Origin of the sequence: Rummeliibacillus sp. SL167 (assembly GCF_007896505.1) — a bacterium.
GTDB classification, from domain to species: domain Bacteria; phylum Bacillota; class Bacilli; order Bacillales_A; family Planococcaceae; genus Rummeliibacillus; species Rummeliibacillus suwonensis.
Genome location: NZ_VCBM01000003.1, coordinates 331,880 through 348,174, shown reverse-complemented (window position 1 = coordinate 348,174; position 16,295 = coordinate 331,880). Strand labels below are relative to the sequence as shown.

At 35.7% G+C, this 16,295-nt stretch carries 15 protein-coding genes; 10 read left to right on the top strand and 5 right to left on the bottom strand.

The features are described from left to right. Positions 1–274: 274 nt before the first annotated feature. The 5 genes from FEZ13_RS15095 (at position 275) to FEZ13_RS15075 (ending at position 4,762) form a co-directional block, all read left to right on the top strand. Complete coding sequence (locus tag FEZ13_RS15095) at positions 275–1,225, top strand: ABC transporter permease (RefSeq protein WP_146553359.1); 951 nt, start codon at positions 275–277, stop codon at positions 1,223–1,225. After that, on the top strand, positions 1,218–2,168 hold the full coding sequence (locus FEZ13_RS15090; RefSeq protein WP_146553358.1) for an iron chelate uptake ABC transporter family permease subunit: 951 nt from the start codon (positions 1,218–1,220) through the stop codon (positions 2,166–2,168). Before FEZ13_RS15095 ends, FEZ13_RS15090 begins: the two co-directional genes overlap by 8 nt. Continuing rightward, positions 2,165–2,926 (top strand): iron ABC transporter ATP-binding protein, encoded by a 762-nt coding sequence (locus FEZ13_RS15085; RefSeq protein ID WP_146553357.1) that lies wholly within the window; start codon positions 2,165–2,167, stop codon positions 2,924–2,926. Before FEZ13_RS15090 ends, FEZ13_RS15085 begins: the two co-directional genes overlap by 4 nt. Before the next feature lie 16 nt (positions 2,927–2,942). Further along, a complete protein-coding gene (locus FEZ13_RS15080; RefSeq protein WP_146553356.1) occupies positions 2,943–3,926 on the top strand; it encodes a siderophore ABC transporter substrate-binding protein in 984 nt (327 codons plus the stop codon). Positions 3,927–4,144: 218 nt separating this feature from the next. Beyond that, positions 4,145–4,762 (top strand): phosphatase PAP2 family protein, encoded by a 618-nt coding sequence (locus FEZ13_RS15075; RefSeq protein WP_146553355.1) that lies wholly within the window; start codon positions 4,145–4,147, stop codon positions 4,760–4,762. A gap of 540 nt (positions 4,763–5,302) precedes the next feature. Here the strand turns inward: FEZ13_RS15075 and FEZ13_RS15070 are convergent. Beyond that, on the bottom strand, positions 5,303–6,508 hold the full coding sequence (locus FEZ13_RS15070) for an MFS transporter (RefSeq protein ID WP_146553354.1): 1,206 nt from the start codon (positions 6,506–6,508) through the stop codon (positions 5,303–5,305). Positions 6,509–7,077: 569 nt separating this feature from the next. Here FEZ13_RS15070 and zupT point away from each other — a divergent pair. Next, on the top strand, positions 7,078–7,887 hold the full coding sequence (gene zupT / locus FEZ13_RS15065; RefSeq protein ID WP_146553353.1) for a zinc transporter ZupT: 810 nt from the start codon (positions 7,078–7,080) through the stop codon (positions 7,885–7,887). Between the two features lie 244 nt (positions 7,888–8,131). On the opposite strand, the gene FEZ13_RS15060 is transcribed toward zupT, so the two are convergent. From FEZ13_RS15060 to thrC, 4 genes are all read right to left on the bottom strand, one after another. Then, complete coding sequence (locus tag FEZ13_RS15060; RefSeq protein ID WP_146553352.1) at positions 8,132–8,767, bottom strand: NAD(P)-dependent oxidoreductase; 636 nt, start codon at positions 8,765–8,767, stop codon at positions 8,132–8,134. An 81-nt stretch (positions 8,768–8,848) separates the two neighbouring features. Continuing rightward, on the bottom strand, positions 8,849–9,265 hold the full coding sequence (locus FEZ13_RS15055) for an Rrf2 family transcriptional regulator (RefSeq protein ID WP_146553351.1): 417 nt from the start codon (positions 9,263–9,265) through the stop codon (positions 8,849–8,851). 357 nt (positions 9,266–9,622) lie between these two features. Then, positions 9,623–10,534: a homoserine kinase gene (gene thrB / locus FEZ13_RS15050; RefSeq protein ID WP_146553350.1), complete on the bottom strand. Its 912-nt coding sequence runs from the start codon at positions 10,532–10,534 to the stop codon at positions 9,623–9,625. Continuing rightward, on the bottom strand, positions 10,531–11,583 hold the full coding sequence (thrC, locus tag FEZ13_RS15045; RefSeq protein WP_146553349.1) for a threonine synthase: 1,053 nt from the start codon (positions 11,581–11,583) through the stop codon (positions 10,531–10,533). The genes thrB and thrC overlap by 4 nt, the downstream gene beginning before the upstream one ends. A gap of 230 nt (positions 11,584–11,813) precedes the next feature. On the opposite strand from thrC, the gene FEZ13_RS15040 reads away from it, so the two are divergent. From FEZ13_RS15040 to tatA, 4 genes are all read left to right on the top strand, one after another. Beyond that, positions 11,814–13,025 (top strand): MFS transporter, encoded by a 1,212-nt coding sequence (locus FEZ13_RS15040; protein WP_146553348.1) that lies wholly within the window; start codon positions 11,814–11,816, stop codon positions 13,023–13,025. Between the two features lie 555 nt (positions 13,026–13,580). After that, entirely contained in the window at positions 13,581–14,318 is a 738-nt protein-coding gene (locus FEZ13_RS15035) for a gluconate 2-dehydrogenase subunit 3 family protein (RefSeq protein ID WP_146553347.1), read from the top strand. 17 nt (positions 14,319–14,335) lie between these two features. Then, positions 14,336–16,045 (top strand): GMC family oxidoreductase, encoded by a 1,710-nt coding sequence (locus FEZ13_RS15030; protein WP_146553346.1) that lies wholly within the window; start codon positions 14,336–14,338, stop codon positions 16,043–16,045. A gap of 45 nt (positions 16,046–16,090) precedes the next feature. Next, positions 16,091–16,294, top strand: a complete 204-nt coding sequence (gene tatA, locus FEZ13_RS15025; protein ID WP_146553345.1) for a twin-arginine translocase TatA/TatE family subunit — start codon at positions 16,091–16,093, stop codon at positions 16,292–16,294. Position 16,295 lies beyond the last annotated feature (1 nt).

Genomic DNA, 16,295 nt, shown 5'->3' with positions numbered 1-16,295 from the left:
TAGATGATTTTGGGACAGGTTTTTTTATATTCTCCAACTCCAATACTTTTACCGAGGATAGGCATAATAACGTCATTCTTCATTCTAATTGAGAATGTGAGAATTCCAAACATCAGTATTGGAGGGATTTATAGAGTTTTAAAAAATATTTTATAATCATTTTCATTTAACTATTGAAATAGAATTTATTGATGTTATAATATGTATCGCGAGTAAATGATAATTATTTTCAATGGATTGTATTACTTATCAAATGGAAAAAGTCGGGGTTGTTATGAAGAAACGATATTTGTTTATTGCATTAATTGTTTTATCAATCTTATCTCTTTTTGTTGGGGTAAGTAGTATTTCGCCAAAGGATTTGCTAGACATACATTCGGACAAAACACAAATTTTCCTTATTAGCCGTGTACCAAGGTTAATAGCTATTATATTGGCGGGGGTTGGAATGAGTATTGCTGGTTTAATCATGCAAAGTTTAAGCAGTAATAAGTTTGTTTCACCAACAACAGCAGGAACATTAGATGCTACTCGCTTAGGGATTCTTGTATCGATGTTGTTATTTGCAAATGCATCGATGTTAGAGAAAATGACTGTTTCCTTTGTATTTGCTTTAGCTGGTACACTATTATTTATGCAAATTTTGGACCGTATTAAATTTAAAGATGCAATTTTCATTCCGCTTGTTGGGTTAATGTTCGGAAATATCTTGTCTTCAATTACTACTTTCTTCGCGTATAAGACAAATGTTATTCAGAATATTTCGGCTTGGTTGCAAGGTGATTTTTCAATGATTATGAAAGGACGCTATGAATTACTTTATATAAGTGTTCCAGTATTAATCATTGCATATATATATGCAAATCGTTTCACTGTTGCAGGAATGGGGGAAGACTTTGCGAAAAATTTGGGCCTAGCATATAAACGTATCGTTAATTTGGGGTTAATCCTTGTAGCGTTAATAACAACTACTGTTGTATTAACTGTAGGAATGATTCCATTTTTAGGGTTGATTATCCCGAATATTGTTTCCATTTTTAAGGGGGATCATTTACAAAAGACTTTACCCCATACTGCATTACTCGGTGCGATCTTCCTTTTGGTTTGCGATATCTTAGGACGATTGCTCATATATCCATATGAGATATCAATTAGTTTAATGGTTGGCGTTATTGGTAGTGCAGTCTTCCTATTCTTGTTGTTTAGGGGGAAAGCATATGCGTAATAGTATAAAGATTTTAATATTAGCAGGTTTGTCTACGATTTTTTGTGGATTGTATTTGTTTCAAGGATTGAATGGTAATTATGATTACATATTGCCACGACGTATGATCAAATTGATTGCTATGGCACTGACAGGGGTTTCAATTGCGTATTCAACTGTTATATTCCAAACAATCACACATAATCGTATTCTAACCCCAAGTATTATGGGATTAGACTCATTGTACTTATTGCTACAAACCGTGATTATCTTTTTCCTCGGCTCTAGCCATATGGCAGTGATGAATACACAAGTTAACTTCTTTATATCTGTTATCGCTATGGTTGGTTTTGCCTTACTACTTTACCAGTTTTTATTCCGCTCCGGCGGACGTCCGATTTACTTCTTACTTTTAGTAGGAATTATTGTAGGGACATTTTTTGGAAGCATTACAACCTTCTTGCAAGTATTAATCGATCCGAATGAGTTTACTCGAGTGCAAGATAAGATGTTTGCGAGTTTTAATAATGTGAATGGTGATTTAGTGTGGTTTGCATTAGTAATCGTCATCATTGTTATGATTATTGGATTGAGAATGGTCAATGATTTAGACGTTTTATCCCTTGGACGTGATAATGCCATTAATTTAGGTGTCCCATATGATAAGGTTGTAAAACGTATGCTTATTATAACTGCTGTATTGATTGCTGTTTCAACAGCATTAGTTGGTCCAATCACATTCTTTGGATTAATTGTTGCAAACCTTTCCTATCAATTTTTTAATACTTATAAGCATTCCGTGTTAATCACGGGAGCAGCTCTATTAAGCTTAGTAGCTTTAATCGGTGGGCAATGGATTGTCGAACGTGTATTTACATTCTCAACAACTTTAAGTGTCATCATCAATTTCATCGGTGGTATTTACTTTATTTACTTATTATTAAGGGAGAGTCGATCTGCATGATCCAAGTAAAAGAAATATCCAAAAACTTCGGTAAAAAGAGAGTTGTCGATAAGGTAAGTGTGGATATAAAACGTGGAAAAATCACGTCATTTATCGGTCCGAATGGGGCTGGTAAATCGACATTACTATCAATGGTAAGTCGATTATTGGATGCAGATACTGGGGAAGTATTACTTGATGGTACGGATGTGAAAAAAGTAAAATCAAATGATTTTGCAAAACGAGTTTCAATATTAAAACAATCGAACTTTATGAATGTACGTTTAACGATTCGTGAGCTTGTTTCTTTCGGGAGGTTTCCGTATTCACATGGACATCTAAATACGGAAGATCACAAGAAAGTAGATGAAGCAATCCAATATATGAACTTAGAAGATATTCAACATGATTATTTAGATGAGTTATCAGGTGGTCAACGACAACGAGCTTTTATAGCCATGGTCATTGCACAAGATACTGAATATATTTTGTTGGATGAGCCTTTAAATAATTTGGATATGAAACATTCTGTACAGATTATGAAAATTTTACGTAAGCTTGTGGATGAATTAGACAAAACAGTTGTTATTGTCTTACATGATATTAACTTTGCATCTGTCTATTCAGATTATATTGTGGCTTTAAAGGATGGAAAGGTTATTAGGGATGGACCAACAGATGACATTATTAACTCAGAATCATTAAAGGAAATATATGATATGGATATTCCTATTCAAGAGATGAATAGCTGTCGTATTTGTGTATATTTTAATTCATAATAAAGGAGAAGAGAAAATGAAAAAGTGGTCATTGTTAACATTGGTTTTTGCGTTACTTCTTGTGTTAGGAGCATGTGGATCCAAAGATTCAAGCAAAGAAGATTCAAATTCAGGTTCAAAGAAAGATACAATAACAATAACAAACGACTTTGGTATTCAAAATGAGGATGGCTCTTCAGATTCTGTGAAAGACGAAGTAAAAGTACCTAAAAATCCAAAAAAAGTAGTATCTTTTGATATGGGATTCTTAGATACACTTGATACATTAGGGATTGATATTGCAGGTGTTCCTCAAGATTCGATTCCATCTTACTTAAAAAAATATGAAGGTTCTGATTACGAAAATGTTGGTTCTCTAAAAGAACCAGATTTCGAAAAACTAGCTACAATTGCTCCAGATGTTATTTTCATCTCTGGTCGTCAAGCAAGTCTTTATAAAGAATTTAGTAAAATTGCTCCAACTGTATATGTAGGTTTAGACACTGCTAACTACATGGAGTCATTTAAAAAGAATACAGAATTAGCTGGTCAAATCTTTGGTAAAGAAGATCAAGTTAAAGCTGAATTGGCAAAAATCGACAATACCATCGCAAAAGTACAAGGTGAAACAAAAGATTTAGATAAAAAATCTCTTATTATTTTAGGTTCTGAAGGTAAAATTAGTGCTTATGGTCCGGCATCACGCTTCGGATTAATCCATGATGTATTTGGCTTCAAAGCAGCTGATGAAGGAATTGAAGTTTCTATTCATGGACAAAATGTATCTTATGAATATGTATTAGAGAAAAATCCTGACATTATCTTTGTCGTAGATCGTGACGCAGTTGTTGCTGAGGGTGCTTCTGCGAAAAAAGATATTGAAAAAAATGATATTGTTAAGAAAACAACAGCTTATAAAGACGGCAAAATTATCTACCTTAACCCAGAAGTTTGGTACTTATCTGGCGGTGGGTTACAATCTCTGGCTGAAATGGCGAAAGAAGTAGAATCTGCATTATAGTAGTTAGGCTTTTAGAATATAGAAAAAGTGACTTAAAAGGTGTAATACTTTTAAGTCACTTTTTGTTATGCGATATTTCAATCACTTTTTGTTATGCGATATTTCAATCACTTTTTGTTATGCGATATTTCAATCACTTTTATATAGCATAATAAGTAGGTATAGTATTACATATGAATATAATATGTTGGAAGTGTATATAAAAGGAGGAAAATAGAGTGAAGAAATTTTTCTATCCTTTAGCTATTTTAACGTTCGCGATCTTTTTTGTTATGTTGGCAAATCTAAATAGTAATTGGGTTACTAGCCTAGATATAAACGCTTCAAATCTATTGAAAGGTAACAACTTCCTTGAATTTTTCCATTACTTTGGAGAAAACGAATTTATAATGATTGTGACCTTGCTATTATTACTTTGGCTGTGGATCTATTATCATAATTATCGTGGCATGATGTTTGCACTTATAACAGTAGCTGGAGGGAATGTGTTTAATCGGTTAATCAAGGAATGGGTACATAGGCCGCGCCCAATCATTCCACATCAATTAGCTAGTTTTAGTTTCCCATCAGGGCATGCGATGATGGGCATTCTCTATATTTTTACAATCGCTTATTTTATAACAGAGTTTGAAGCATCTATAAAAAGAAAAGTAACAGTTTGGTCATGTGCAGTCATTATGACCATTTTAATAGGTCTATCTCGAATCGCAGGAAGTCGACATTTTGCATCAGATGTTATTGCTGGGTGGGCGATGGGTTATACATTTTTTATTCTGATAGTTATTTGGTATGAACGCAGAAAGAGAATTATCAAACACCATGCGAAAAAAGCATAAAAGAAGGATTACCTACAATTATCAGAATAAGGTTAGCAATCCATTCGTATTTACACCTATGTAAAGAAAAATTTTATGGTGAGAATGCAAACAGAAAGATGCTGAAAGATTACTATGCATCTATCTTTTCTTTTATCCCGCATGAACGTGCAGTAATACTCCCACCAAAAATTCAGCGAAAGTAAAGAAGTTAAGTGGGAGAACAACTGCGCTCGATTGGTTCAACTAACATGAGCAGGCAGTAAATCTCCCATATCTCGAGTATTCAGTATAGGATAGAAGGATAAGTGGAAAGGGAAGCTTCCTGTAAAAAGTCCGATTGGTTTAGCTAACCACCAGTGGGGGATGAAGAAAACCCTCACTGATGGAAGCTTCACTTTACCATATTAAGTTGACTTTTCAGAGAGTTCAAACAGAAACGGTAAGAGGCAATTTGTTATGTTCATATAACTCCTGTGTTTAACAGAACACTTGGTAAGTAGACAAAAAGCTAAAATTTTCAACTTGAAGGTTTTGACCAATGGACAAACTTCAACTTGCTTATCCTTGTGCTGCTGAGTTTCTCGATGTAATTTGATTGATCATATAGGTTAAAACAGTCGCTACTATTAAAAATATTAAAATGATGCTAATAACACCGCCCCAGCCAAATTTGGACCAAAAAATACCACCACTTGTACCGCCAATGCTCGATCCTACGTAATAGAAAAATAAGTAAAGTGAAGATGCCTGTGCCTTATCATGTGTAGCCTGTCTTCCTACCCAACCACTTGCAATTGCATGACTACCGAAAAATCCAAAGGTAAAGATAGCAATGCCTAGAATTTTAAGAATAAGATGACCGACTAATGAAAGAGCAGCACCACCAAACATTAAACCAATCCCACTTAATAATATTTTATAACGTCCGTGATTATCGGCTAATCCTCCCATCCATGCAGAACTAAAGGTGCCGACTAAGTATATTAAGAAAATCCAACCGACAATCGTTTGACTTAAAGAATAGGGAGGATCTAGTAATTGGAAGCCAATATAATTATACATAGTGACAAATGATCCCATTAGTAAGAAGCCAACACCAAATAGACTCAGTAATGCGGGATCTTTTAAATGCATCACTAATGATTGGACTAAAGGCTTAAATGCCAATTTTTCGGGTTTAAAGTGTTTGGAGGCAGGTAATAAGAAATAAAATGCTATAGCGACCAGTAAACTGATGACACCAATCGTTATCATGCCTATGCGCCAACTAAAAATATCACTAATCGTCCCCATAATAATACGCCCAGCAAGACCGCCAATTGAGTTTCCGCTAATATAAAGCCCCATTGCAGCACCTAAACTAGCTGGTTCGATCTCTTCTCCTAGATAAGCCATCGCAATAGCAGGAAGTCCTGCGAAAACAACACCTTGAATGATCCGTAATACAAGTAACATATGGTAATTGGGGGCAAAAGCAATAAGTAAAGTTAAAATAGCAACAGCAATCATTGAAAAGGTCATAATGGGTTTCCGTCCCCATGCTTCTGAAAGTGATCCAACGATTAACATACTAATGGCTAAAGCAACAGTTGTTAATGATAAAGAAAGACTTGCAGTAGCAGGTGAGATACGAAAAACTTTTGAAAGTGTCGGTAACACAGGTTGAGTCATATATAAATTCGCAAATGTACTAAAAGCACCAGCAAACAATGCTAAGTTCGCTTTACGAAAATCCATCGTTCCTTTTTGAATATAATCATTCATTGTTCAATTTCACTCCATATAAAATGGCAAGAAATATGCTTGGTTGTCATTTTTTCTAATTAAACTTTATTATAAGTTTATTTCACGAATAAATACAATTTATTATTTCATTCTAATAAGTTATGAGATTACTGCTATATTATATTGATTCAAAAAATAGCTGATGACCCATTTGCTTTGTTAGAAAAAAGCTTGCAAACAAATATTTATTCTTATGGGTCTTTGTCAAAGCCATGTGCTTGGCGAAATGAATAAGCATATTTTGGTGTAGAGCCATTCTTCTATAGTAAAAATAAAACAATAGGTTTACTCTTAGATTTCTATTTTTAGGACAATCTTTTTTACAAAATAAAGTTGCGCGGAGGAAAGAATTTGCATACAATAAACAAAATATTTCATTCCTTTAGCTTACATTGGGGGTAGCTGTGGATCGACTGACTGTTAGTTTAAGATGTTTAGAAAATAGGTCTAAATTTTAAGTGCTTGTTCCAAGGTGTGGAGTGGCTGTGCAGATTGTACTTTAAGGTCTAGATATTATTATGTCAGTAGGAATAGAAAGAGGGATGCGGATGGATGGAAATGTTTTATATGCTTTGGGGTTAACCTTGTTCGCTGGATTAGCGACAGGTGTTGGAAGTTTGATCGCTTTTTTTACTTCTAGAACGAACACAAAGTTTTTATCTTTTTCGCTTGGGTTCTCAGCTGGCGTGATGATTTATGTGTCACTTGTAGAAATCTTCGTAAAGGCTAAAATAGCACTTGTCAGTGAATTAGGGGAGAAGCAAGGCTATTTATATACAGTGATAGGATTTTTTAGCGGGATGTTGCTGATCACATTGATTGATAAATTGATTCCAAAGCGAGAAAATCCACATGAAGTGAAAATGGTAGAGGATTTACAAAAAAAGCCTTCAAATGAGGATTATTCAAAGCTTATGAAGATGGGGATTTTCACAGCATTGGCAATAGGAATTCATAATTTTCCAGAAGGAATCGCAACATTTGTTTCAGCTTTAAATGATCCCCATTTAGGTTTGGCTATTTCGATTGCGGTAGCTATACATAATATTCCGGAGGGGATTGCTGTATCTGTACCGATTTTCTATGCGACAGGGGATCGTAAGAAAGCATTTAAACTATCATTTTTATCAGGTTTGGCAGAGCCTGTTGGTGCGTTTGTTGCTTATTTACTATTAATGCCTTTTTTAAATGATGTGATGTTCGGTATGATTTTTGCTGGGGTTGCAGGAATTATGGTTTTTATTTCATTGGATGAGTTGTTACCAGCTGCACGCAAATATGATGAAGCACATTCATCTATCTATGGTGTTGTTTTAGGGATGATTGTAATGGCTATTAGTTTAGTTTTATTGGCATAGGATAGAGCTATCTCATAAATTTCTTCCAAGGCAAAGCTTACAAAAGCAAAAGACACAAATATGGATTGAGTACCAATTGTGTCTTCTACTTTTTGAGTTATTTGAATCAATTTCATCAATTATTTTTTTGAAAAATACGAACATTTAATAATGCTAATTTTGATAATTGTGGAGCGGAGGACGGCGACTCCTCGAAAATGCAGCATCACACTGATAAGAGAACTGTTTATTTGATACTTTGGTTTTATTTGTTTGATGCAACAGTGAAGCGTTCATTTATATGTTTAGGGTTTTCGATTTCATCTAATACTGCAATGGCGAAGTCAGCGTAAGATACATAGCTTTCTCCTTGTTCATTGACAAGTAGATGATCTTGACCAGCTATATATTTGCCAGTACGAGGACCTTCTGGGTCAAAGAATGCTGATGGGCTTAAGAATGTCCATGTGATAGAAGATGCTTGTAAATCTAATAAATTTTGTGCTTGATTTGAAGCAGTTGCTTTGAATATTTCGGGGAAATCTGGTGTTTCGATGACACGGACTGTTTTTTCTGGATTTACGAATAGACTGCCTGCACCACCAACTATAAATAATTTAGTTTCTTTTGCATCTTTAAAGATCTCGATTAGATGACGACCCACTTCTACATGTAAAGTTTCTTTGCCTATTGGTGTACCAAATGCATTGACTACCACGTCAAATCCTTTAATATCTGCTGTTGTTAAGTCAAATACATCTTTTTCTAATACCGCTACAGATTTGTCTGTTAATTTTGCTGCGTTGCGGACGATTGCGGTTACTTCATGACCACGTGATACGGCTTCTGTTAAAATTTTATGACCTGCTTTTCCAGTTGCACCGATAATTCCAATTTTCATATTGAATTCCTCCTAATAAAATGACTATTGATTTAATGTAACAAATTTGGTTACAGGTTAGGTGAGAAAATAGATCGTCCCTTATGAAAAGAGATGATCTAAAATGCCCTGTAAGGTCTCTTCTTGTAATTTACTTTCCATTGCTTGTTGAACGGAGCTGAATACATCATCTAATGTTGACTGAATTTGTTTACCCACTGCACAATTTGGATTTGGATTGTCGTGAATCGCAAACAAATCTTCAGGAGCTTGCACCGCACGATAAATATCTAATAATGTAATATCCTTTGGGGATAATGCGAGTTCATAGCCAGATAGACCAGCATGTGATACGATCAAACCTGCTTTTTTCAATTGGCTGCTGATTCTTCTTATAACGACTGGATTTGTATTCACACTACTAGCGATAAAATCCGAAGTCAATGCATGTGAATTATTTTTTGTTGAAGCAATTAACGAAAGTATATGAATAGCTACAGAGAACCGGCTGTTTACCATTGGTCTCACCACCCGTTGTAACTATCATAGTTACAACTGTGTTAAATGTCAATTATTTTATTCCGTAATGGGGAGTATGAACTTTACTGCAAGATGCTAGAACTTATAGAGGATAAAAGAGTAAGAAGCCACTGCCTGCAAAAGTTTACTAATACCCGAGATAAAGAAAACGCTTATTAGGTGAAGCTTCACTCTATACAGTCAATCTTTCTTCCGATTAGGACAAGATAGGAGAAACTGTAGCCTTTTGTTTTGGTTATAGGCATAATTATTCCTATTTATTGACATTAAATATAAAGCCTAAAAAAGAAAGCCGAGAACCTATTATTAGTGTTCTCGACTTCTTATGAGTTAATCTTATTTGGCAAGTTCTGAAACGGTAACTTGTACACCCTTTGTATCCACGTGTACAGCTTTAATATCATAGCTTGGAAATAATGGTTTCATCTTTGCGACAAAGCTTTCGACTTGTTCTTTGCTCATCAGTGAGATGACAGTTGGACCTGCACCACTAATAGCAGTACCATAAGCCCCCGCGTCCTTTGCTATTTGACGGATCTCGTGATAGTTTGGGATCAAATTGGCGCGAAATGGCTCGTGGAATAGGTCATGCTCCATAAATTCTCCAGCGCGTTTATAATCTTTTAGCAATAATGCCGCTGTTAGCATATTAGCATTTGCACTTGCATGTACCGCATATGCTTTGTCATAACTTGCAGGCAATACTTTTCGAGCTTCTGCCGTTTTTAACTCAACATTTGGGATGAAAACTGCAAATGCGGCGTCAACATCTTGTACATGAATAAGTTCTAGTTGCCCATTAGGTAATGTAGCACCAATTGTAAGCCCGCCACATACAGAGGCAGCTGCATTATCAGGATGACCTTCAATTTTAGAGGCTAAGCGGCAACGCTCATCGATCGATAGATTTAAATTACATATTTGGTTTGTAATCTCAATTCCCGCTACGATGGCAGAAGCACTACTGCCAAGTCCGCGTGCTAAAGGTAATTCGCTATGCATAATCACTTTACAAGGTGGCAAACTTACGTTATAACGTTCTGCAGTTTCAGTCGCAACTTTGTAGATCAAATGGTCTTCTACAGTAAACTTTGCTGGAAGATAGATAGAGTGATGTTCAAATTCCCAGTGATCGCTAATTGTGACATCTAAATAGAGATATAAACCTAAAGCTAAACCGATGGAGTCAAACCCGGGTCCAAGGTTAGCCGTACTACCTGGAACAGTTATGGTCCATTTCTTACTCATATTAATTCCTCAATGTACTTGCGAATTTCTTCTTCATCATTTGGTAATGATACCATGTCCACATTAGAAGCTTTAACAGCCGTATCAGGATCTTTTAATCCGTTACCAGTTAATACGGCAACTACACGGCTGCCCTTAGGGATAGAGCCATTTGCAACTGATTGTAGTACGCCAGCAACTGAAGCAGCAGAGCCTGGTTCAGCGAAGACACCTTCTTTTGCGGCAATTTGGCGATAAGCATTTAAGATTTCTTCATCTGTTACAGAACCAATTTTACCCTTTGATTCGTCACGAGCAGCTTCTGCCAGTTTCCAACTTGCTGGATTTCCGATACGGATAGCAGTTGCGATCGTTTCAGGATGAGCAATTGGAGCACCTTTGACAATCGCAGCAGCACCTTCCGCTTCAAATCCGAACATTTGTGGCAATTTTGTTCTTTTTTTCTCATGATATTCTTTGAAGCCTTTCCAGTAGGCACTGATATTACCAGCATTTCCGACTGGAATTGCAAGGATGTCTGGTGCATCTCCTAACTGATCGCAAACTTCAAAAGCAGCTGTTTTTTGACCTTCTAAACGGTATGGATTTACAGAGTTTACTAAAGTGACAGCAGTTGTTTCGCTAATATCACGAACAACTTGTAATGCTTCATCAAAGTTGCCGTCGATTTCAATGATTTTGGCACCGTACATATAAGCTTGAGCTAGTTTTCCAGCAGCTACTTTTCCTTTTGGGATAACGATGATTGCCTGAATGCCAGCTCTAGCAGCGTATGCAGCGGCAGCAGCAGAAGTATTACCAGTTGAAGCACAGATCACGCATTTACTGCCGTCTTCAATTGCTTTAGCTACGGCCATTACCATGCCGCGATCTTTGAAAGAACCAGTTGGGTTTAGCCCTTCAAATTTTACATGTAAATCTATTCCAAGTTCTTTGGATAATGTATCTAAATGAATTAATGGTGTATTACCTTCATGTAATGTTAAAGTAGGTGTTTTATCAGTTATAGGTAAGAATTCTTTATAGTGATCTAAAAGGCCTTTCCACATATGTAACATTCTCCTTAGTAATAAAATTTTGGTGTTCATTCTAAAAATACAAGTGTTTTTCTATAAAAGACATTTTAACGCATTATGGGCTCTGTTTTCAATAGTATTATATACAAATTTTCAAAACTATTCGAATTGATTTGACATCTTGTCACAAAATATATTTCTGTGTATAGTGATATTAACAATATAGTTTACATGTGTAAAGACACTGGGGGGCGCGTACAACAATGAAACAAGCGGTTAATGCACAACCGATTTCAAGAAATAAATTATTAGGAGTAGCCGGCGTTGGCTGGTTATTCGATGCCTTAGATGTTGGTATTTTATCATTTATTATTGCAACGTTGGCAAAAGAATGGAATTTGACTTCTGGGCAAATGGGGTGGATTGGTAGTATCAACTCTATTGGCATGGCTATCGGTGCTTTTGTATTTGGCGTTTTTGCAGACCGGATTGGTCGTAAATCAGTTTTTATCTGGACATTAGTTATTTTCTCAATCGCAAGTGGTCTATCTGCACTGGCGACTTCATTGACCATTTTTATGATATTGCGGTTTTTTATTGGAATGGGACTAGGAGGAGAGCTACCGGTTGCTTCTACATTAGTTTCAGAAAGTGTAGCTCCAAATGAAAGAGGTAGGATTGTCGTATTGTTAGAAAGTTTTTGGGCTGTAGGATGGTTGGTGGCAGCGCTTATTTCTTATTTTGTGATTCCACAATTTGGCTGGCGAGTGGCATTAATTTTAACAGCTATTCCTGCCCTTTATGCTGTCTATTTACGTTTACATCTACCAGATTCGCCACAATTTACTGCAAAGAAAAACTCTTCAAGAGGTATTTGGCAAAATTTAAAAAGTGTTTGGTCAAAGTCATATGTAAAGCCTACGTTGATGCTTTGGATTGTATGGTTTACTGTCGTATTTTCCTATTATGGTATGTTCTTATGGTTGCCAAGTGTTATGGTTTTAAAAGGATTTAGTTTGATCAAAAGTTTTGAATATGTATTAATCATGACATTAGCTCAGTTACCTGGGTATTTTACGGCAGCTTGGTTGATTGAAAAAATAGGTCGCAAATTTGTATTAGCTACCTATTTATTAGGCACAGCACTTAGTGCGCTTGTCTTTGGAGTTGCAGATGCGACATGGATTTTGATCGTATCTGGTATGTTGTTATCATTTTTCAATTTAGGGGCATGGGGAGCTCTCTATGCATATACGCCTGAACAATATCCTACAGTCATCCGAGGCACTGGTGTAGGGATGGCAGCTGCAGTTGGCCGACTTGGAGGGATTTTTGGTCCATTATTAGTGGGCATGTTAATGGCACAGGGATATACAATAGGCTGGATCTTCACAATCTTTTGTGGCTCCATTTTAGTAGGTATTTTAGCCATTTTATTCTTAGGTAAGGAAACCAAACAAACCATTTTAGAATGATGCAGAAAAAGTAAGCCGATGTAGATGATTGACCGTAATTTGTATTATGATAGCGCATTTATAGTATAGTTTGTAAAAAAATGAAAAATGCTCGTTCATACACAAATTACAAGGAATAATTCTCAATTTATTCTCATTTATATCGGTTAGTCATCCCATAAAAGTTTTTATGATATAGTGATGGGAAATAAGCATTTAATTTAGTAAAGTGTGAATATTTAGATATTATAACCTTTAAGGTCAAATAATATGATAATATGTAAAATAATAGGTAGAAATAGAGCTGACAAGCAATAATTGTTTGCTCTATTTTTTTACATTTATTGAAACAAAATAAAATTATGTATCATATATTAATTTTTATGATTACTATGACTTATTGTCCTTATAAATCTACATTACTAGAATAGATAAATGTGAAGTTTTTTAGAACTTTTATGTAATGATGAGACTAGAATAATGTTTCAACGGGAAATACTAAGAATTGAGAATAAGTATTTTTTATTCAATTGGAGTAGAAAAATGATTTCTATTATTTAGAAGGAGGGTACTATTATGAGTAACAAAGATATTTCAAGACGTGACTTCCTGAAAACAACTGGTATTGCTACGGGAACGTTAATTGGTGGAGGATTAATCGGTGGATTAATTGGTTTTAATTCCAAAAAGACTACTGCACCAACAAAATCTTCAAATACAAATACAAACAAAACAGCTGAAACTAGTGAAGGTAAAATGTTCTTCACAACAGATAAAGACTTTAATATATTAGCTGCAGCTACTGAACGTATTTTTCCAAAAGATGATTTAGGCCCAGGTGCAATGGAATTAGGAGTGCCTTACTTTATCGATCGTCAATTAGCAGGTCAATATGGTAGTAATTCAAAAGAATATATGCAAGGACCATTTGGTAAAGGTGAACCTACACAAGGCTATCAATCCCGTTTAACCCGTGCAGAAATTTTTACACAAGGTGTTCAAACATTAGAATCTGAAGCTCAAAAACGTTACAAAAAAAGCTTTACAGATATTACAGATAAAGAACGTGATGTCATTCTAACAGCTTTACAAAAAGATGAAGTTAAGATGAAAGGTGTCACTGCAGGTTTCTTCTTCTCTTTGCTTCGCTCAGCTACAATTGAGGGCGCCTATTCTGATCCCTTATATGGTGGGAATAGAAATATGGAAGGCTGGAGAATGAAAGGCTTCCCTGGTCACCAAATGTCATATATAAACGTAATTGAAAAAGAAGGATTCCAAAAAATTGAACCTAGATCACTAGGTATGCACTAATTTAGGGGGGAATAACAATGGTTAAAACTATGCCAAAAGTTGATGTTGTAACTGTCGGTGTTGGTTGGACAGGCGGGATCGTTGCTGCCGAATGTACGAAAGCCGGCCTAAAAGTTGTAGGACTTGAAAGAGGTAAAGATCGTGGTACAGCAAATTTTGCCAATGTACATGATGAGTACCGTTATGCAATTCGCTATGAGTTAATGCAAGATTTATCGAAAGAAACAGTTACTTTCCGTAATAATCGTAAACAGCAGGCTCTACCAATGCGCCAATTGGGTTCGTTCTTACTTGGTGAAGGACTTGGTGGTGCTGGTACTCACTGGAATGGACAAACATACCGTTTCTTGCCATATGACTTTGAATTAAAGACAATGACCGAAAAAAAATATGGTAAAAACTTTTTGGACAAAGATTATCAAATCCTTGACTGGGGTCTAACTTATGATGAAGTGGAACCATATTTTGATAAATTTGAGAAAACAGCTGGTATCAGTGGTGAAGAAAACCCACTAGGTCCTAAACGTTCGGACAACTATCCAAACAAACCGATGAAGAAGACACCTTTACTGAAAAAATTCGAAACAGCTTCTAAAAAATTGGGTTATCATCCATATATGATACCTTCAGCAAACTTGTCTGCACCATATAAAAATCCTTATGGTCAAACCATCAATGCGTGCCAATACTGTGGCTTCTGTGAACGTTTTGGTTGTGAATATGGAGCAAAAGCGACTCCCGAAGTAGCTGTTATTCCAACAGCATTGAAATCGGGCAAATACGAAATTCGCTTTAATTCCAATGTTGTAAAAGTTTTAACAAAAGGTGATAAAGCAACTGGGGTCAAATATATCGATACCGTCACTGGTGAAGAATATATTCAACCAGCAGATATTGTGGTATTAACATCATACATGATGAACAACGCTAAATTATTAATGGTATCCAACATTGGCACTATGTATAACCCTGAAACAGGTAAAGGCACACTTGGAAGAAACTATTGTTATCAAATTATGCCGGGGGCAACAGGGTTCTTCGATGAACAATTTAATACATTTATGGGTGCAGGCGCACTTGGTAATTGTTTTGATGATTTCAATGGCGATAACTTTGATCACTCGAAGCTTGGTTTCATCCATGGTGCTAATATCGCATTGACCCAATTGGGTAATCGACCAATTGGAAATAACCCAACACATTCTGATACACCATTATGGGGAGCAGAATGGAAAAAAGATTCTATTATGAACTACACACGTTCGTTAAGTGTTGGCGGTCAAGGTGCTTCTATTCCTTATAAGGAAAACTTCTTGACATTAGATCCGAAATATAAAGATGCTTATGGTGTCCCATTATTGCAAGTAAACTATGATTTCACTGATCAAGACAAAAAATTGCACAAATTCATTTCTGCTAAATGTGGAGAAGTTCTAAAAGAAATGGGTGCAAAAAAAGTAGAGGTACGTGCTGAACTGACAAATTACAATATCGTACCATATCAATCAACTCACAATACTGGTGGTACAGTCATGAGTAAAACACCAGAAGAAGGTGTAGTAAATAACTACTTACAACACTGGGATTGTGAAAATCTATTTGCTGTAGGTGCGGGTGCATTTGCAAACAACTCCGGTTATAATCCAACTGATACAGTAGGTGCTCTAGCATTCCGTTGTACGGAAGGGATTATTAAATACTCTAAAAAAGGCGGTTCATTAGTTTAATAGCATCTGCTATTAAGCTAATCGCTGTTAAAGGAGGAATGAGATATGGGTTTAAGTTCAATTGGTGTCCCTGGATTAATCGTTATTTTGATTATCGTTTTAATCGTTTTTGGTCCCAAAAAATTACCTGAGATCGGATCTGCTATAGGTAAAACTTTTACAGAATTCAAAAAGTCTACAAAAGGTTTAATGGAAGACGAAAATGAATCAAAAAAAGAAAAATTAACGGATGATAAAAAAGAAATTTAAC